General features: G+C 51.7%; 15 protein-coding genes. 12 read left to right on the top strand and 3 right to left on the bottom strand.

Annotation, left to right across the window (positions count from 1 at the left end; translation table 11 throughout):
• Window positions 1–159: 159 nt before the first annotated feature.
• The 5 genes from NSQ73_RS31580 (at window position 160) to NSQ73_RS31560 (ending at window position 6323) form a co-directional block, all read left to right on the top strand.
• The gene (locus NSQ73_RS31580; protein ID WP_340990112.1) at window positions 160–1491 is read left to right on the top strand and encodes an ABC transporter substrate-binding protein; all 1332 of its coding nucleotides are present in this window, start codon (window positions 160–162) and stop codon (window positions 1489–1491) included.
• A 275-nt stretch (window positions 1492–1766) separates the two neighbouring features.
• Window positions 1767–3539 carry a sensor histidine kinase gene (locus tag NSQ73_RS31575; RefSeq protein WP_340990111.1) on the top strand — a complete coding sequence of 591 codons (1773 nt, stop codon included), beginning with the start codon at window positions 1767–1769 and terminating at the stop codon, window positions 3537–3539.
• 27 nt (window positions 3540–3566) lie between these two features.
• Window positions 3567–4367: a response regulator gene (locus NSQ73_RS31570; RefSeq protein ID WP_340990109.1), complete on the top strand. Its 801-nt coding sequence runs from the start codon at window positions 3567–3569 to the stop codon at window positions 4365–4367.
• Between the two features lie 234 nt (window positions 4368–4601).
• The gene (locus NSQ73_RS31565) at window positions 4602–5483 is read left to right on the top strand and encodes a carbohydrate ABC transporter permease (protein ID WP_042210084.1); all 882 of its coding nucleotides are present in this window, start codon (window positions 4602–4604) and stop codon (window positions 5481–5483) included.
• A 12-nt stretch (window positions 5484–5495) separates the two neighbouring features.
• Window positions 5496–6323, top strand: a complete 828-nt coding sequence (locus NSQ73_RS31560) for a carbohydrate ABC transporter permease (RefSeq protein ID WP_042210083.1) — start codon at window positions 5496–5498, stop codon at window positions 6321–6323.
• 71 nt (window positions 6324–6394) lie between these two features.
• On the opposite strand, the gene NSQ73_RS31555 is transcribed toward NSQ73_RS31560, so the two are convergent.
• Window positions 6395–6874, bottom strand: a complete 480-nt coding sequence (locus tag NSQ73_RS31555; RefSeq protein WP_039296948.1) for a carboxymuconolactone decarboxylase family protein — start codon at window positions 6872–6874, stop codon at window positions 6395–6397.
• Window positions 6875–7176: 302 nt separating this feature from the next.
• Between NSQ73_RS31555 and sigJ the strand changes: the two genes are divergently transcribed.
• A complete protein-coding gene (gene sigJ, locus NSQ73_RS31550; protein WP_340990103.1) occupies window positions 7177–8040 on the top strand; it encodes an RNA polymerase sigma factor SigJ in 864 nt (287 codons plus the stop codon).
• A 67-nt stretch (window positions 8041–8107) separates the two neighbouring features.
• Here the strand turns inward: sigJ and NSQ73_RS31545 are convergent, their stop codons facing one another.
• On the bottom strand, window positions 8108–8851 hold the full coding sequence (locus NSQ73_RS31545) for a class I SAM-dependent methyltransferase (protein WP_340990101.1): 744 nt from the start codon (window positions 8849–8851) through the stop codon (window positions 8108–8110).
• Between the two features lie 793 nt (window positions 8852–9644).
• A complete protein-coding gene (locus NSQ73_RS31540) occupies window positions 9645–10874 on the bottom strand; it encodes a Zn-dependent hydrolase (protein WP_340990099.1) in 1230 nt (409 codons plus the stop codon).
• Between the two features lie 191 nt (window positions 10875–11065).
• On the opposite strand from NSQ73_RS31540, the gene NSQ73_RS31535 reads away from it, so the two are divergent.
• The 6 genes from NSQ73_RS31535 (at window position 11066) to NSQ73_RS31510 (ending at window position 18691) form a co-directional block, all read left to right on the top strand.
• Entirely contained in the window at window positions 11066–11941 is an 876-nt protein-coding gene (locus tag NSQ73_RS31535; RefSeq protein WP_340990097.1) for an aldose 1-epimerase family protein, read from the top strand.
• A 195-nt stretch (window positions 11942–12136) separates the two neighbouring features.
• On the top strand, window positions 12137–13072 hold the full coding sequence (locus tag NSQ73_RS31530; protein ID WP_305954195.1) for a glycosyltransferase family A protein: 936 nt from the start codon (window positions 12137–12139) through the stop codon (window positions 13070–13072).
• A 30-nt stretch (window positions 13073–13102) separates the two neighbouring features.
• Window positions 13103–14158: a glycosyltransferase family 2 protein gene (locus NSQ73_RS31525; protein WP_076243459.1), complete on the top strand. Its 1056-nt coding sequence runs from the start codon at window positions 13103–13105 to the stop codon at window positions 14156–14158.
• Window positions 14155–15288 carry a polysaccharide pyruvyl transferase family protein gene (locus tag NSQ73_RS31520; protein WP_076243458.1) on the top strand — a complete coding sequence of 378 codons (1134 nt, stop codon included), beginning with the start codon at window positions 14155–14157 and terminating at the stop codon, window positions 15286–15288. Before NSQ73_RS31525 ends, NSQ73_RS31520 begins: the two co-directional genes overlap by 4 nt.
• Window positions 15278–16816, top strand: coding sequence for a lipopolysaccharide biosynthesis protein (locus tag NSQ73_RS31515; RefSeq protein ID WP_171716326.1), 1539 nt, complete (start codon window positions 15278–15280; stop codon window positions 16814–16816). Before NSQ73_RS31520 ends, NSQ73_RS31515 begins: the two co-directional genes overlap by 11 nt.
• A gap of 555 nt (window positions 16817–17371) precedes the next feature.
• Window positions 17372–18691: a glycosyltransferase family 2 protein gene (locus NSQ73_RS31510; RefSeq protein WP_340990094.1), complete on the top strand. Its 1320-nt coding sequence runs from the start codon at window positions 17372–17374 to the stop codon at window positions 18689–18691.
• The last annotated feature ends 65 nt before the right edge of the window (window positions 18692–18756 follow it).

Raw genomic sequence — 18756 nt, 5'->3', positions numbered from 1 at the left:
CCGTGAGATAGAACGTTTCCTTGCACAAGAGCAGAATCCGGCCGGTGAAATGTAAAGTTATGTTCCATATTCTCAGGTTTTTTGTTACTTCTGAGGCTTTTTGCGATCTGCTATTCTTGATTTGCAAGCCTATACAGTTATACAGGGAGGTTGTCGCTTTTGAAAAAAACACGCTGGATCGCCGGAATTACATCACTCGTTCTTATAATGGGCCTGGCTACAGGCTGCGGTAACAGCAGCAATTCATCTGCAGCCAATAATGAGAGCCCTGCCAAAGGCAATGGGGCAACATCTGCAAGCCCGGTAACCCTCAAAATGTGGGGCGGCGTTCCGCCGGAATCCGGACCGCAGGAGGTCATTGATAACTGGAACAAGGAGCATCCCGAAATTCAGGTGGAATATGTACGCTTTGTTAATGACGACGACGGGAACCTTAAGCTGGATACGGCCATGATCACCGGGCAGGATGTAGATTTATTCGTGAACTACACGATTTCCCATGCCTCCAAGCGGGTAGAATCGGGTCTGGCGCTGGATCTAAGTACCTTTACCGATTATAACATCGACGAGAAAATGGGCATTGACGCCGAGAGCTGGAAGATTGATGGCAAGTATTACGGCGTTCCCACTACCAAAAGCCCGTTCTTCATCGCTTTGAACAAGGAGGCTCTTGACGCGGCGAACCTGCCGGTTCCGAAGGAATGGACCTGGAATGAGCTGCGTGAATATGCGAAGAAGCTGAAGACCGGCGACCAGTACGGATTCATTCAGAATATGGAGCCGTTCGTGGACCCTATCGACTCCGTGCTCTCCCAGGAGGGCTACACTAAGGCTGACGGCACCTCCAATCTGGATCATCCGCTCGTCAAGCAATGGCTGGAAACGCTGAACGGAATGATGAAGGACGATAAGACCACACCGCCGCTTGGCGAGCAATTGACATCCAAAATGCCGGTCGAGCAGGTCTTCCTCAGTGGAGAGGTACCGATGCTCAATATCGGGGCGTGGCTGCTGCGCAGCTCGAATAACTTCACGGATTTCCCGCGTGATTTCACCATCGCCTTCGCGCCGGTCCCCCGGCTTGCCGAAGCTGCGGATGATTATGTGTCCCGCGGGGGATTAGGTGATTATATCTCCATTAATGCCAAGTCCAAGAAACAGGAAGCGGCCTGGGAATTCCTGAAATGGTATTCCGATGGCGGCATGTCACCGATGGCAGCAGGCGGAAGATTGCCGGCCTCGAAGGATGCCAATCAGGATGATGCGGTGAAAAGTCTCATTGGTGACAAAAGCGATTCCTACGATCTGGATTCCCTGATGTACGTCATGTTCGACAATCAGACTCCGACCTATGTACGCAGTCTGCCTCAGGAAGTGATGGATCTTCGCTCACAGGAATACGAGAAATACTTCCTCGACTCGCAGTCGCTGGATCAGACAGTGCAGGCCATGGTAACCCGGCATAACGAGTATTTGAAGCAGAGCAAGTAGAAGTTAGAAAAAGAAATAGAAGTTAAAATTGAGAAAGCACATGTATAACCAGGGAGGATTGCCACAGGAACAATGGCGCCTCCTTTTCTTTTTGTCAAGCACCCACAATAGAACAAAACTACGCATTTCCAGCCTTCAACCAGCGCCCGTTGGAACAAAACCATGCAATTTAAGGTATTGGCTGTGCTGCTTTTTTATTATGCTATAATCTAAACCATAGAGACCCTTATCCTCCCGGACCGGGCAGGTGCAATCGTGTTTGGAGGTGCAGCCGTGTGTCAAAGCTCATGCGAATTCTGATTCCCCAGAAATTGAAATACCGCCTGTTTACCGCCTTTGTATGCCTGATTCTGCTGCCCTTTGGCGCATTGAATATGTATAACTACCAGCGCATTGAGACGCTGGTCCAGAAGAAAATCAGCCAGCAAAGCCACTACCAGCTGGAGCAGATGTACCGCACGCTGGAGGATCAGATCAGCATTGCCTTCAAGACGCTGCTGTTCCTGAAGCAGGATGACACCGTCAAGTCCGTGCTGCTCCATCCCGGACAGCGTAATGAGCTGGAGAATAAACGGCTGATGGAGAATATTTTCAAGAACCTGAACAACAGCTTCTTCCTGTACAATCCTTCGGTATATTTCATGATTCTGGACTTTACTGAAAGCGCATACACCTCGTATCCGCCTAAGGATTCTCTAGTTTACTCAGAACTAAAGGCTAATCCCGGGTTTGACCGGGGCCAGATGAATACCAGCTCTTATCACTGGGTGCCCAATGATACCAACTACGTGCTGCGCGATGTCTCCACCAGTGCCTATCTTCTATCCTTGTACGCTTATCTGGAAGATGCCCGGAACAAGCCTTACGGAATGGCCCGGATCAGCATCGATTATACGTACTGGCTGCGCTCCATTCATAAGCAGTCTGACCTGGAGCAGCAGTATTTCCTGATCACCCGCTCGGGAGAAGATATCTCCCAGTCCGTTCCGGGCAGTCTTTTATCTGCGAAGGTGAAGGCAGGGTTCGCCGGGCAGCCCGGACAGCAGTATTTTATCGACAAGGATTCGAATTCGCTGATTAATTATATTTATGTGGAATCGCTGGACTGGTATATCGTCAACCGGATTCCGCTGTCTGTGCTGTTCGTGGAGATCGAAGGGCTGAAGCAGCAGTACTTTATTACGTTCTTTGTCCTGACGAGCATCTTCCTGATGATGACCTTCGTAATTGCCACGACCATCACACGTCCGTTGTCCCATTTGCAGAACAAGATGAAGGCGGCCGTGCAGAAGAGTCTCAAGATCCGCCTGCCGGAGCATAAATTCAGCGGGGAGATCCTGGATCTGACCCGGACCTTCAATACCATGCTTGACGATACTCACCTGCTGATCCAGAAGCTGAAGGCCGAGGAGCGCCAGAAGGAGGCTGTACATTTCCAGATGCTGCTGGCCCAGACGAATCCCCATTTCCTGCTGAATACTCTGAATACGATTAAATGGATTGCCATCCGTGAGGATAATGAGGATATTACGAACATGACCCTGTCGCTCGGCAAGCTGCTGGAGGCCAGTCTGAATACCGATAAGGACCTGATCCATCTGAAGGATGAGATAGAGCTTGTAGAGGCTTATGTCCATATCCAGCAGGTCCGCTACGCCCACAAATTCGAATTAACCTGCCGCTACGATGAGGATGTTCTGTATGCGCTGGTTCCCAAGCTCAGCCTCCAGCCGCTGGTCGAGAACGCCATTATTCACGGGATCAGCAGACTGCCCGGCAACGGCCTGATTGAGCTGATCGTGCACCGCGAAGAGAACCGGTTGATTGTAGAGATCAGGGACAACGGCGTAGGCATGGAGCAGGCAGGTTTAAACAAGGTCCCGCGCAAGCGTCCGGGCATCGGACTGAGCAACATTCAGGAGCGGCTGCGGCTGCTCTATCGCGAAGAGGGGACTTTGGAAGTTCTCTCCACCGGGGAAGGTGTCACCGTCCGCTTCACTATACCGCTTCTATTGTCTGCACCTTACGGCAACGGGCATCCGGCTTAAGCGCATTTATACGGGAGGGAATCACATATGTGGAAAGTACTGCTGGTCGAGGATGAGGTTTTTGTACGGGAGAGCGTCCGCGAGATTATTGCCTGGGAAGAGCTGGGGTTCACCGTCAGCGGAGAAGCGGGCAATGGTGCAGAAGCGCTGGAGATGATCCGGCAGGATGCTCCCGATCTGGTGATTTCGGATATCATCATGCCGGAGATGGATGGTGTTGAGCTGCTGCGCAGAACCCGTGAAGAAGGCTACGATTCCCGCTTCGTCATGCTTACCTGCATGAGCGATTTCGAGAATGTACGTCAGGCGATGGAATACGGGGCCTCCAACTATATCCTGAAGCTGTCCATGAGTGTGAATTCACTGCGCGACACACTGCGCAAGATCAATAATGAACTGGTGAAGAGCCAGGAGAGCCGCAAGGTAAGTGCGGGCCCGTCCGATTCTGCTGTTCCCCTGCTGCCGCCTCATGAGGAGATCACCAGCCATCCCGAGATCCAGAAGATCCTCCAATATCTGCATGCCCATTATGATGAGGATATTACCGTCAAGTCGATGTCCCAGTATGTCATGATGGCCGAGAATTATGTCAGCACCCTGTTCAAAAAGAAAACCGGTCAGACCCTGATCCATTATCTGCATCAGATAAGGGTGGACCAGGCCATCCGGCTCCTGATCCATTCCAATCTGCCGGTATACGAGATTGGCAACCGGGTCGGCTTCGTCAACGATAACTATTTCATCAAAATTTTCAAACGCCTCACTGCGCAGACGCCGAGCCAGTACCGGCATACTCAGCGGCATAATACAGAATCCGTAAGCATATAGCCTGGCTTCAATAAATGCTTAGCTCTCCTATACAGCGGCCTTCCTTCCGGGAATGCCGCTGTTTGCTGTGGACAGGAATAGAACAAAACTAAGATAGCACCGCCCGCCGCCGCTCAGCAAATGTATATTTCTGTAGCATGAAGTCGTTGGTTTTGTTCCTTAACCCCTCTTAGATCGCTTGTTATGCTTGTAGTGTAATCAAAGTAATCAAAAGACCTAAAGGAGTGGGGCTATGTGAAGGCATCCTGGATGAAGCGGCAGCAGTACCTGGGCTATCTGTTTATCGGGCCAAATATGATTGGCGTGATTTTATTTTTCATCATACCTGCCGTCTATTCTTTCTATCTCATGTTTACAGACTATAAGTTTATGAGTCCCCATACCAAATTCATCGGGCTGGACAACATTCAGCGGATGCTGGGGGATGAGGTATTCTATATCGCTATTAAGAACACGCTGCTGTTCCTGGTCTCCGTCCCGGTATCGATCGGGCTGGCGTTCATTGTTGCCGTTGTGTTGAACCGGTCCGTGTATTTGAAAAAGCTGCTCCGCGCCCTGTACTTCATGCCTTATATTACAAGCGGGGTCGCTGTAGCCTTTGTCTGGATGCTGCTGTTCCATCCGAACAACGGGCCGATTAACGGTATTCTCCGCTCGGTCGGCATCGCGAATCCGCCCGGTTGGCTGTCCACCATGGAAACCTCCATGTATGCGATCGACATCATCTGGATCTGGTTCATGCTCGGCTATAACATGATTATCTATCTCGCCGCCTTGCAGGAGGTGTCCGGTGAGCTGCTGGAAGCCGCCAAAATCGACGGTGCCCGCACCTGGCAGACGGTCCGCAGTATCCTCTGGCCGCTGGTCAGTCCGACCACCTTCCTGCTGCTGATTACCGGACTGATCATGTCGATCAAGCAGTTCGGCATCATCCAGGCGATCACACAGGGCGGACCCGGCAACAGTACCACCGTATTATCCCTGTTCATCTATCAGAATGCCTTCCGCTATTACGAAATGGGCTATGCTTCAGCGGTCTCCTGGGCCCTGTTCCTGATCATTCTGATTTTCACCGTGATTCAATGGCTGGGCCAGAAACGCTGGGTTCACTACTAAGGAGCTGAGAACATGAATAAAGCCGTAGTTACCAAAAGCATTGCCACACTCATCATGCTGTTCTTCAGCATCGTGATGATCGTACCCTTCATCTGGATGATCAGCACTTCATTTAAGACACCGGCAGAGGTCTTTCAATATCCGGTCCAGTGGATTCCAAGCCATTTCAACTGGAGCCATCATGTTAAGGTCTGGACCGGTCAGGGCAGCTTCGTGCCTTACTATCTGAATTCCCTTAAGGTTGCCGTGCTGAGCACTATAGGTGCCGTATCCCTGTCCGCCTTAGCCGCTTACGGCTTTGCCAGAATTGAGTTCAAAGGGCGGAACACCATGTTCATGGTCTATCTGTCCATGATGATGGTTCCCCCGCAGGTGCTGTTCGTGCCCAAATTCATCATGTTCGACTGGGCCGGCATCTACAACACCCATTGGGCGCTGATCCTGCCGGGAATGTTCACCATCTTCGGCGTGTTCATGATGCGGCAGTTCTTCCTCTCCGTCCCTCATGAAATTTCGGAGGCCGCCTTCATCGACGGCGCAGGCCACTTCCGTATCTTCTCGCGCATTATCCTGCCGATGGCTAAGCCATCGCTGGCCACGCTGGCCATCATCGACTTTTCCTGGCACTGGAATGATTATGAGAATGCACTCGTCTTCCTAATTGACCATGATCTGTTCACCGTCCCGCTCGGGCTGCAGAATTTCATCCTGGAGAACAATGTCGACTACAACGGCATGATGGCCGCTGCAACAGCCGGAATCATTCCTATGATCCTCGTCTTCCTGCTCGGCCAGAAATACATTATTGAAGGTGTGGCCAGCTCAGCGGTCAAGGGCTGACCCCGCCTATAAATAAAGGAGCTATGCCACAGATAGTACGGTGGCATAGCTCCTTTTAAGTTGTTCTTCAGTTACGACAACCCTGCTTTGGTCAAGCCATAGGCAGCATCAGATGAACCCGGCACGGTTGTGAAGCCCACGTTCACCCGGTTCCAGGCGTTAATCGCCATAACCGAGAAGGACAGATCAGAGATCTCCTGCTCGGACAGCTGTCCACGGACACGGTCATACAGCTCATCAGGCACGCCATGCTCCGGCAGCTTGGTCAGTACCTCCGTCCAGGCGAGTGCAGCCCGTTCACGCGGAGAGAACAGTGTTGATTCCCGCCAGATAGAGATGTGATAGAGACGCAGTTCACTCTCGCCGTTAATCTTGGCCTGCTTCACATGCATGTCCAGGCAGAAGCCGCAGCCGTTCATCTGTGAAGCCCGGATGGACACCAGATCTTCAATTTTCTCCTCAATAGAGCTGTTCTTCAAGGCCATGCTGAAATCGAGAAACTTCTTGAAAAGCTCCGGGGACTGCTGCATATAATTCACACGTTGTGCCATAACTATACTCCTCCTATTGGGCTGGTTGTTGTAGTTAAGGTCCGGTCCAGACATTGTCTTCCGCCTGGCGTTTTCCGGCCTTGTTCCGCCCTTCGGACATATAACGAGACAGCTATTCGTTCTGTGACAATGCAGCAGCAGATTTTTTGTCCGGTCCAGTTTTCGAACGTACCTGCCATGAATAATAGGCACCTTCACGCATTCCCGCTCTCTCCTGTCACACATCTCCCCTTTATTTTGTCTACATTATAGCGATTATAGCGGAGTTAGATTGACTATATATAAGGATTGGAAGTGGCGTTATGCAGGAGCTGTATGCCCAGTATAAGAACCTATTGTTTAAACTTGCCTACCAGTTAACCGGATCAGCCGCCGATGCCGAGGATGCGGTTCAGGATGTGTTCCTGAAGGTGTATGATGTACCGCCGGAGCGGCTGGCCGAACCGAAAGCCTATCTGTGTAAAATGGTCACGAACCGCTGCCGGGATCTGCACAAATCTGCGCGCAGACAGCGGGAGGAATATTTCGGCGAATGGCTGCCCGAGCCTCTTGCCGGTACAGACGGGGATTCAATGGACTCCGTAGTTCAGGATGATCTCTTATCCTATGCCATGCTTGTCCTGCTGGAGCGGCTGACCCCTGCGGAACGGGCGGTGTTTGTGCTGCGTGAGGCGCTGGGCTTTGAATATCAGGAGATTGCCGGACTGGTCGACAAAAGTGAACCGAACTGCCGTAAGCTCTTCAGCCGGGCCAGTGCCAAGATGGGCCTCGTCCCCGGGGAGCCTGTCCAGCCGGAGGCGGCTACAGAGGAATGGGTGCACGGGTTCCTGGCCGCCCTGAAGCAGGGCAACATGAACCAGATTCTGACGATGCTTGATCCGGCAGTCGAGCTGATCTCCGACGGCGGAGGCAAAGTACGCGCTGCTGCCGAACCGGTAGTCACCCGCGAGCTTGTAGCCCGCTTCCTGCTGGGGCCTTTCCGCGGGGCAGCTACAATTAATGGTGAGGTGGCTATTGAAACCGGCCGGATTAACGGACAGCCCGGCCTGATCCTCCGCTCGGACGAAAGTGTTCATACGATAGGCCTTCTGCATATCCGGGACAATCTGATCCGGAATTTATATATTGTCCGCAATCCGGATAAGCTGCAGTATGCGGGGAGTTAGGGCGGGTAACGGGTTTCCGGAAGCCCCGCCACCTGTAGACTCCAACTAGTAACGAACCCCGTTCAGGTCACGCATTGTCCGGTGCCTTCACGGCCAACCAGCCGTCAATCAGATAGGAACCGAAGAACCGTGATACCCCCGTGAACCCGGCCTCCCGCAGCAGCCGTTCCATCTCTTCGGCCGGAAGCGGGTGCGAGGTCACGCCGAACGATTGCTCGAAGGCCTGCCAATGGTCTTGTTCAATGCCGTTACCCAGCATATGCAGCCTCCAGCCTGCCATCTGAATCCGCCATGCGGGGGAAGCCGGCTCCCCGTTGATTGCGGAAAGACACAGCGGCGCTCCCGGCTTAAGCCGCCCGGCAATGGAACGGAGCAGCGCCAGCTTGTTCTCCCGCCCTTTCACAAAATGCAGCACCAGCATGCAGGCCGCAGCATCGTACTGTCTGCTACAATTCCAGGAACCTATCTCCGTATGATACAGTCGCACTCTGTCCATCAGACCCGCTGCGCCAAGCCGTTGTTCAGCGGCCAGAAGCATTCCCTGCGAAGTATCCAGCCCGCTGAAGATCCAATCAGGATGCTTCCAGCCCAAACTCAGAATTTCCTGCCCTCCGCCAGCTCCAACAATCAGCAGCTCGGGATTCTCCCGCTTATTAAGCAAAGCTGTTATCAGCGTATCCATCAGATCATACTGCAACTGATAGCCGGGGATTTTGCGGCTTATATTCTGAACATATTGATCCGCATCCGCCTGCTCCCAGGGACTGGCTGAGCTGACTGAGCTACCTGTACTGCTTATGCTGTCTTTCATTACATCCCCTCCGGAATCGGCTCTATGACCAGAACAGGCCGGTCAACCCCGATAATGAATATTGGTTCATTATCAAGGCTGCACCCCGAAACCGCCATCCCACATAGCTGGGATTTGTCAGGTCCGCTCATACCAGTACCCCGGAATACCCGAGTTAGATTGTTAAGTTCAGTCTATGTAACGGGTGAATCAGGCTGGAGCTTTGGAGCTTATGTTACTTTTAAGGCGAACTCGCCTTGCTCCAAGGGCACTAATGCCCCTTGTTCCCTCATTTGGCCGCATCCGGCGAAATCACAGGTGTTTTATCCCTTCGGTTTTTCGCATACATTCGTTCCCTCTAGCCCATTGTCGGCACATTGTACTCGGTTTTTCGCATACATTTGGTCCGTCTAGCCTATCGTTGGCACATTGTACTCGGTTTTTCGTATACATTCGCTCCCTCTAGCCTCTCGTTGGCACATTGTACTCGGTTTTTCGCATACATTTGGTCCGTCTAGCCTATCGTTGGCACATTGTATTCGGTTTTTCGCATACATTCTCTCCCTCTAGCCTATAGTTGGCACATTGCTACTCGGTTTTTCACATACATTGGGCTCGTTTACCCTATCTTTGGCACATTGTACTCGGTTTTCCGTGTACATTCGGCTCATCCCCGTACCGCCCACTTTCAGCGGAATTAGAGGGTTTCATAGGGTACCATAATTTCCTACCATAAAGAAAAAAAGACACCGGTTAAGTGTCTTAAAGTCTTTGACATCTATCTTTGCAATTCGCCCAGCCTGCAAGCCATCCGTCAGGAACTCGCCAACACCGCCAGCACCGTCTCCAGCACCACATTCACGCCCATCTCGCACTCATCATAAGAAGTGAGCTCTTCCTCGCAGTGGCTTTTCCCCTTCACACTGGGTACAAAAATCATCGCCGACGGCAGGAATCCGGCCACGAACTGGGCATCATGCCCCGCTCCGCTGGCCATCTTCTTGCTGCTGTAGCCCAGCTTCTGCGCCGCTTGCTCAACCAGGGCACAGACCTCCGGATCGAACCATACGGTATCGCGTCCCCACAGCTTCGTCTTTGACACACTGCACTCCAGCAGTTCCTCAGGCAGACCATTAATAATCGCCTCTACCTCACGGACAATATCCATATCCTTATGTCGGGCTTCCACGGTGAAGATCACCTTGTTCGGAATAACGGTATGAATATTAGGCAGCACGTTCATTCTTCCCATGGTATAGACCAGCTCGGAGTCCAGTACAGCCAGCTTCCGCCGCAGCTCCGTAATAATATCTGTAGCGGCAAAAAGCGCATCCCTACGCATATCCATCGGCGTGGTGCCCGCATGGTCCGATTCGCCTGTCACTTCAATCTCATAACAGGCCATCCCGACAACACAGTCGACCAGGCCGATCTTGAGATTCTCTCTCTCCAGCACAGGCCCCTGCTCGATATGCAGCTCCAGATAAGCCGTTGCTTCCCTGATCCGGTTCTCCGCATGGCCCGCATAGCCGCTGGCCTGCAGCGCTTCACCGAAGGTCGTACCCTCCGGGTCCTTCTTCTTCAGCATTTCTGCCTTGTCGAACTTGCCCGCCAAAACACCTGAAGCCATCATCGACGGCTCGAAGCGGGCACCTTCCTCGTTGGTGAAGTTCATCACTGTTATTGGCAAGCGAGGCTTAATGCCGTGGTCGACCAAGGTTCTTACCACTTCCAGACCGGTGATTACCCCGAGCACCCCATCGAATCTGCCGCCTTTCTTGACGGTATCCAGATGCGATCCGATCACTATAGGCGGACCTTCTTCGCTTCCCGCAAGCGTGGCATATATATTCCCCATATCATCGACCTTCACGGCCATTCCCAGCTCTTCTGCACAGGAAGTGAAATAGCCGCGCACCTGCACATCCTGCTCCGACAGCGATAACCGGGTGACCCCGTTATTGTCCGTCCGCCCGAAATCGGCGAATGACTCGATCGTATTCTTCAATCTCTCACCGTTCACGAATATCTGCTGCAGCTGCATGGCCCTATTCCTCCGTTTCGAACGATCTTGGAATTATTGCTTTCTATATATGTTATACCATTCCGTATTATTTTCATTTTACAGACTGTAATAATTTTTTTTGGTTTTGTTCACGTTATGTTATAACGCGATTGGGGAAGTCTGATAGAATATGAGCTGGTAGGAAGCATAATTTGAGAGGAGCTAAGCATATGAATACCCTTTTGCGCAGCGGCACAGCTGAAGCTGTGATCAGTTCACTCGGAGCCGAGCTGATCAGCTTCAGAAGAACGGATACGGAGACCGAATATATGTGGAGCGGGGATGCCGCCTATTGGACAGGCCGTTCACCAGTGCTGTTCCCTATTATCGGCGCAGCCACTGGGGGCGAGATCAGAGCGGACGGGCAGGCGTACAAAATTGCCAATCACGGCTTCGCCAGACGCAGTGAATTCACGCTGCAGGAGGCAAGCGATACCCAGGCAGTCTTCCTTCTCTCGCATAGCGAGAGCACGTTGGCGGTCTACCCGTACAAATTCAACCTGTTCCTCACCTATATCCTGAGCGGAAGCACCCTTGAGATTAGCTACCGTGTGGAAAATACAGATGAACAGGAAATCTTCTTCCAGCTCGGCACCCACCCTGCGTTCAATTGCCCGATTGACGGAGAGGGCAGTTTCGCGGATTATTATCTTGAATTTGAGCAAAAGGAAACGTTAGACCGCCTGTTCCTGAATTCCACCGGCCAGTTGATTAACGGCCAGACCGATCCGCTCCTGCAGGAAGCGAACATTCTGCCGCTGAACCATGAGATGTTTGAGCATGACGCACTCGTCTTCAAGAATGTAAGCTCGCAGTCTGTAGCACTGAAGAGCAAGCTGTCTGCCAAAAGCGTAAGCGTAGCATACCACAACTTCCCCGATCTCGGGATCTGGCAGCCGAAGAACGCACCGTTCCTGTGCATCGAGCCTTGGCATGGTGTAGCAGACAGTGAAGGCTTCACCGGAGAAATCCGGGACAAATCGGGAGTCATCTCCCTGCCGCCGGGCGGCCAGTCTACAAGCTCGCTTACGATTACGTTCAACTAACCGGTTGTTGCTCCACCGTTTCCTGAAGAACAAGAAGGCCGCAGCCACCTAACGGTGGGTGCGGCTTTTTGTGTCTAATTATAATCCATATCCTGTGCTTACCGCAGCAGGCCGTCCAATAAGTAAACTAAAGTAGTATATACAACCTTTTACTGCCAATAGTAAGCTTAAGGTAGTTAATTCACTACACATAGAATGGGAGAAATGGATAAGGGAGTGGAGTATATGCAAGGATTGTCAGTGGCTATCTGCACGAGGAACCGGGTACAGGACCTGACACGGTGCATTCATTCTATAACTAAACAAGACATAGGCAGGACATACCCCATTGAGGTCATACTTATAGATGACGGCGAAATACCAGCCCGTGTACTTACTGAATTTGAAGCTTTACTTACCGGATGCGGTTATCCTTTGACTTATTTCAGCAAGACGGACCGGGGATTATGGCTGTCCCGGATCAAGGCAGTGGAACTGTCCACTATGGACAAAATCCTCTTCCTGGATGATGACGTCGAAATCCCCGCTCACTACCTGTCTACCTTGATTCAAACCTACGATGATTATCCTAACTGCGCAGGAGTCGGCGGTATCGCCATCGGGATGCGGAACAGCTTCCTCGGAACCATCCGCTGCCTGCTGTCCTTCCAGCAATCCCTGTCGAGCGGCAAGCTCTCCTTAAGCGGTCAAGCCGGGTCCATGTACAACTGGCATAAAGCCCGGAAGATTTTCAAGACTGAATTCCAGCATGGCTGCAACATGTCCTTCAAAAAAGCGGCAATCCAGGACCTGAAGCCCGTTCCCTGGCTTACCAGCTACAGCGTCGGTGAAGATATTCTCATGTCCCGTATCGCTCGGAGCTCCGGCCCTTTGTATATCAATCCTGAGCTCAAGCTGCTGCATCATGAATCTCCGGCCTCCCGGGACAATCTCGAAGATGTCGCCTATACCCGGGTGCTGAATCATGTGCATCTGCTCAAGGATAAACGGTCGGGCCCCATCGGCTATCTCGCCCTGATGTGGACGACGCTCTACCTCATTCTCCGCGAGCAGCCTAAGAAGAATGTCGCCGCTATCAAGGGCTATAAGAAGGGGCTAAAGGAGATATTCAACAGCCAGACCGCCGGGTAATCCGTCAAAACTCAGGAAGGGAGTGGAGTTATGAGTGTAAGCATTGTAGTTCCCATGTACAATTTAGAGCGTTATGTGGCTCCATTGCTGGATTCACTCCTGGACCAGAGCGAGAAGCGGTTCGAAGTGATTATGGTCGACGACGGCTCTACGGACCGTACGTACGAGGTGGCCGAAGCGATTCTGGCGCGGCATCCCATCCTGAGAGCCAAGCTGATCCGCACGGCTAATGCCGGAGTGAGCGCCGCCAGAAACACCGGGCTTGCAGCAGCCAGCGGCGACTATGTGCTGTTCCTGGACGGGGATGATTATATTGCCAGCGGACTGGTGCAGAGCATTGAAGCCCATACCTGGAGCGCTGCTCCGGATATTCTCTGCTGGGGTTACAGTCTGGTCCGCGAAGACAAGTCCACGATTGTAAACTTCACTTCAGCGGCAAGCGACACTACGGGGAGCGAAGCGCTGAAGAATATTTTTGTGCATAAAAGCCTCAGAATCTGGACCGGCAGCATCGCCTTCAAACGGACCTTTCTACTGGAGAACGGCATCCGCTACACCGAGCGCTGCGTGAACGGGGAAGATCAGGAATTCATCTACAAAGCGCTATCACGTGCCTCGCGGGCCATATCCATTCCGGATGTGCTGTCCTTCTATCTACAGAGAACATCCTCCATCTCCAATACGTATAACGTGAACAAATTCGACATGGTCGATGCATTCAAGCGGGTAGCTGATTATTTCAGAGCCCATCCCTTTGACGGGACATCTGAGATATCCGAATTATTGCTGAACCGGGAGCTGACCGAGAACTACTTTTACAACCTGAAGACCTGTCTGAACGGCACTGCGGGAATGGATGTCAGGCGCCTGCTTCAGGATATGGACACCCGTTATCCCGGACTTCCCCAGGAGATGCGGCCGATCATACGAGAGTACCAGGGGGACGACCGCCAGCTCGCGCTGCAGATCAGAGCCTTCTTAATCTCCCCGTCCTTGTACGGAGCGCTGATTGTTATCGACAGAAACTGGGTCCAATTCAAACAGAAGCTCAAAACCGTGATGGGCAGAAAGGAAATCAAAGTATGAAGAAGACGATGATGATCAACGCATATACAGAGTTCAATTTGGGCGATGATTTGTTCATTAAAGTGTTATGTGAGCGATACCCCGGTACCCGGTTTATGCTGATTGCCCCGCAGCAATATAAGCTCGTCTTCAAAGATCTCCGTAATCTCAAGGTGTATGCCTCGGACTCCGTGCTGCTGCGGGGGATCAACTATATTTTCCGCAAATTAAAGCTTCATCCGAACTTCGTGCAGAAGCTGCTGACGGATCAGGGCGACGGAACCGTGCATATCGGCGGGTCTATTTTTATGCAAGGTGAACAGTGGGAAGAATATGTGGCTGGTGCTGAAGCCCTTCGCAATAAAAGCAAGCCCTACTACCTGATGGGTGCGAACTTCGGCCCGTACAAGGATGAGGCCTACTACCAGCAATATAGGGAAATCTTCCAGAATTATGCCGATGTCTCTTTCCGGGAGCAATATTCCTATGACCTGTTTAAGGATCTGGACAATGTGCGGCTTGCGCCGGATATTATTTTTCAGCTGAAATACAGCGGCGGTAGAGCTCCGGCCGTGGAGGGTAAGACCCTTGCCATTTCCGTGATCAAGCCCTCGTCCAAAGCTTTAGACGGTTTTGACAACCTCTATTATGAAAAAATGAAAGATGTTGCAATCTATTTCATTCAGCAGGGGTATGACGTGCATTTCATGTCCTTCTGTCAGCATGAAGGGGACCAGGAAGCGATCAGTCTGATCCTGAATCTGATTCCTGCGGAGCTTCAGGCCCACACCCACGCCCATCTCTACAAAACAGATATGGATGAGATTCTCGCCGTGCTGTCCGGTGCAAGCTGCATTGTCGCCTCCAGATTCCATGCGATGATCCTCGGCTGGGTGTTCGGCAAACCGGTGTTTCCCGTGGCATACAGCAACAAGATGATCAACGTGATGCAGGATGCTTATTTCGGGGGGGCGTATACGGACTTTGCCCATCTGGCTGAACTGACGCCCGAGCAGGTCTATGAGAGTATGGCTGGGGGTACGCTCGATGTAACGCTGCAGGCGAACCAGGCTGAGAAGCATTTCGAGCAATTGGATGCTTATCTGACACCCGAACCGCTGCTGGAAGGGAGAAGAAGCTATGAAAGCTAAACGGAGTATGCTGAACCTGGGCTTCGGGCTTACCAGCCAGGTGATTACCATTATCCTCGGTTTCTTCATCCCCCGCCTGATCATGGTTAACTACGGCTCGGAAGCGAACGGACTGATTGCCTCGATTGTGCAGATTATCAGTTATTTCGCCCTGCTGGAGGCGGGTGTCGGTGCAGCATCGTTGCAGGCTCTCTATAAGCCGGTGGCCGGCAACGACAGGGGTCACATCAACTCCATTCTGGCCGCTACCTCCAGCTACTACAAAAAAACCGGGATCTACTATTTCATCTCGGTCGTGTTGCTGGCGGTCATCTATCCGCTGGTTATTCATTCGGAGATCAGCAGTATCAGCATCGTAGCCATTATCCTGTTCTCCGGCCTCGGCGGAGCGATTAATTATTATTTCCAGGGCAAATTCAGGGTCCTCCTGATTGCTGAGGGTAAAAGCTATATTGAGACCTCTATCGTCACGGTAGCGAACATTCTGAACAACGTGGTGCGGATCATCCTGCTGCTGCAGGGCGTGAACATCATCGCCGTCCAGGCCTCGTTCTTCGTGCTGACCCTGCTGCAGATTGTCGCGTTCTATATTTATGCGAAGCGGCATTACAAATGGATGGATCTCAGTATGACGCCGGATTTCGCCGCAATTGGACAAAAGAATTCCGTCATGGTGCATGAGATCTCCTATCTCGTCTTCCGTAACACGGACGTGCTGATCCTGACGATCTTCACCAACCTGAAGATTGTCAGTATCTACGTGATGTACAATATGATCTTCACCATCGTCGACAACATCGTCCAGACCGTCAACGGCAGCGTCAAATCGGCGCTGGGGCAGAGCTATCATGAGGGCAAAGAGGCTTTTGTCAAATTCTATGATGCGTATGAGGTCTATTTCATGGGCCTGATCTTCTCCATTCTGACCGTGGTCTACATTCTGATTCTGCCGTTCATGCGGCTGTACACCGCCGGGGTCAACGATGTGAATTATATTAACTTCTGGCTGCCGATTCTGTTCGTGGTGATCAAGCTGCTGACCAATGCCCGCACGTCGTCGAACAACCTGATTACCATTGCCGGACATTTCCGCAACACACAGTTCCGTTCGATTCTGGAGTCGGCGATCAACCTCGGAGCTTCGATTGTGTTCGTAATCTTCTTCGGAATCTACGGTGTGCTAATGGGAACTATTGTTGCTCTGCTCTACCGTTCGATCGATATCGTGGTCTACGCCAGCCGGGTGCTGCTGGAGCGCAGCCCATGGATCACCTTCCGCAGATGGCTTACGAACGTCGCCGTCTTCGCGGCAATCGTATTCATTACGACCAAGCTGAATCTGAGCATCACCTCCTACACCGGCGTAATCCTCTGGGGCGCGCTGCTGGGTGTGATTATCCTGCCGATCTATTTCCTGGTGGGTTCTCTGATGGAACGCGAGGTCTTCCTCTATACCTGGAGCTACGCCAAGAAATTCAGAACGAAGCTTAAGCTTAAGCGGAAGGTTGCGGCCGGGCAGACGTTGTAATGCTGGAAATGGGGTAGCGCAGATTCCCATTCCAGCCGCACACAACCTGCCGGAACACCTCCACCAGTTTTTTAAGTGGATAAACGTAGCTTAATTTACCGTTGTTCGCACTTTGTACGTGAATAGTTGGAAAAAAGGCATTTACTTACTGCCCTCCAGCCCGCTTCCCGCGAAATGTGCATTTTTAAGTGGAGTTTTTCCAACTAATTTTAGAATGATCTTCACATTGAGGATAATAAGTGGAGAAAATCCAACTATTTAAATTAAGCTGTGATTTTCACCAAACTTAGCCCATGCTTCCGAAGCGAGTTTTATTACGAAGTAAACCAGGATGCATTGCTCCATAAAACTAAGCTGATGCTTCCGAAGTTATTTTGTTCGTAGGATATTCAATGGAGTATAGCTCACAAAATTTAGCCCATGCTTCCGAAGCGAGTTTTATTGCGAAGTGAGCCTGGAAGTATTGCTCCATAAAACTAAGCCTATGCTTCCGATGTTGTTTTGTTCGAAGGATATTCAGTGAAGCAACGCTCACAAAACTTAGGAGGACTGATTATGGATCACCGCGGGGACTTACATGAAGCAGGACTGCATCTGCTGCATCAGCTGAGTGACGATATTCATCATCCGCCCGCCGGGGGGCTGACCCGTGAGGAGCTGATCCGCCAGGCCAGGAATATCAGCAGCAGCGAGAGTGATGCCGGAATCAAAGAACATCTGGAGACGCTCATCGGTGTCCTGGATGCCTTTCTGGCAGGCCGGGCTTCGGATGACGCGCTCCAGTATTATGTCAGCACTCAATTTAATATTCAGATCGATGAAATTAACGGGTTCATGCAGGGGCTTGCCGCACTCAGCAGCAGCGGGCCTGATACGCAGGAGTCTACACTCAACCTGGACGCCGGTTCCGCAAGCCATCCGAAGGTCAGTGTAATTATTACCACTTATAATAGAAAAGATTTCCTGCAGCAGGCAGTGAACAGCATTCTGCGGCAGGATTATCCGCATACCGAAATTATCGTCATTGACGATTGCTCCAGTGACGGTACGCAGGAGATGATGAACGCTACCTTCGGAGCAGAGCCGCGCGTCATCTTCATGCAGAATGAGACCAACAGCGGCCCCGGCAATAACCGCCGCAGAGCGCTGGCCGCACATGGCGACGGGGAATTCATCCTGTTCCTGGACGATGATGATTATCTTATTGACCGCAGCTATTTCACCAAAGCCGTTAAGGTTCACCGGCTGCATCCGGAGCTGTCTTTTGTCGCCGCAAACGTATTCCTGGAGTATTCCCAGTCGCAGAAGCTCACCATCTCCAGTCTGGGGCTGAGTCCCGTCACGGACAAACACGACTATTTCATGAACTTCGAGCGGAAGAACTATCCCAAGCCGGCATCAACTTTAACCGCCATATTCAAGCGTGAGGCACTGATGAGCATGGATATTCTGAATATGAGTATGGTCAACGATGCTTCCATATACCTGCGTGCGCTGCTGATCGGCGATGCCGGGTTTATTGATACACTGGCGGGCGTGTACCGGATTCACGGCAACAATATCACCTTCAATCTCAGCCAGTCGTTCCTGATTGAGAATCTGGAGGAGAAGCGCAACATCCGCAATATGGCCATCGAGCGCTTCGGCTACAGCAAGGCGGAAATGAATGAGTGGTTCAACCATAACGTCTACGATACGATCTCTTACTACCTGATGAACTCCGCCAAAAGCCACAGCGACTTCAAGTTCATGTACAGCTGGGCGAGCAACCACTCTCCTCAGGCCTACAATCAATTGAAGCGCCAGTTCCGCACCAAGCTGATGAAAAAACAGCTGCTCCGCGTTTCCTTCGTACGGGCGCTGATGAACCGTTAACGGGACAGACCGGCTAGATGGAAAATGTAACTCTCCACACAAAAAGCAGCTTCCCCCTATAAGGA

Origin of the sequence: Paenibacillus sp. FSL R10-2736 (assembly GCF_038000245.1) — a bacterium.
Classification (GTDB): domain Bacteria; phylum Bacillota; class Bacilli; order Paenibacillales; family Paenibacillaceae; genus Paenibacillus_AQ; species Paenibacillus_AQ phytohabitans.
This window is presented reverse-complemented; position numbering and strand designations above follow the sequence as displayed.

Bases quoted from the DNA above. Each gene is read 5' to 3' on its own strand.
- NSQ73_RS31530 (WP_305954195.1), top strand. From the start codon at position 12,137: ATGGGAGAAATGGATAAGGGAGTGGAGTATATGCAAGGATTGTCAGTG.
- NSQ73_RS31555 (WP_039296948.1), bottom strand. From the start codon at position 6,874: ATGGCACAACGTGTGAATTATATGCAGCAGTCCCCGGAGCTTTTCAAG.
- NSQ73_RS31525 (WP_076243459.1), top strand. From the start codon at position 13,103: ATGAGTGTAAGCATTGTAGTTCCCATGTACAATTTAGAGCGTTATGTG.
- NSQ73_RS31535 (WP_340990097.1), top strand. From the start codon at position 11,066: ATGAATACCCTTTTGCGCAGCGGCACAGCTGAAGCTGTGATCAGTTCA.
- NSQ73_RS31515 (WP_171716326.1), top strand. From the start codon at position 15,278: ATGAAAGCTAAACGGAGTATGCTGAACCTGGGCTTCGGGCTTACCAGC.
- NSQ73_RS31520 (WP_076243458.1), top strand. From the start codon at position 14,155: ATGAAGAAGACGATGATGATCAACGCATATACAGAGTTCAATTTGGGC.
- NSQ73_RS31545 (WP_340990101.1), bottom strand. From the start codon at position 8,851: ATGAAAGACAGCATAAGCAGTACAGGTAGCTCAGTCAGCTCAGCCAGT.
- NSQ73_RS31560 (WP_042210083.1), top strand. From the start codon at position 5,496: ATGAATAAAGCCGTAGTTACCAAAAGCATTGCCACACTCATCATGCTG.
- NSQ73_RS31570 (WP_340990109.1), top strand. From the start codon at position 3,567: ATGTGGAAAGTACTGCTGGTCGAGGATGAGGTTTTTGTACGGGAGAGC.
- NSQ73_RS31510 (WP_340990094.1), top strand. From the start codon at position 17,372: ATGGATCACCGCGGGGACTTACATGAAGCAGGACTGCATCTGCTGCAT.
- sigJ (WP_340990103.1), top strand. From the start codon at position 7,177: ATGCAGGAGCTGTATGCCCAGTATAAGAACCTATTGTTTAAACTTGCC.
- NSQ73_RS31540 (WP_340990099.1), bottom strand. From the start codon at position 10,874: ATGCAGCTGCAGCAGATATTCGTGAACGGTGAGAGATTGAAGAATACG.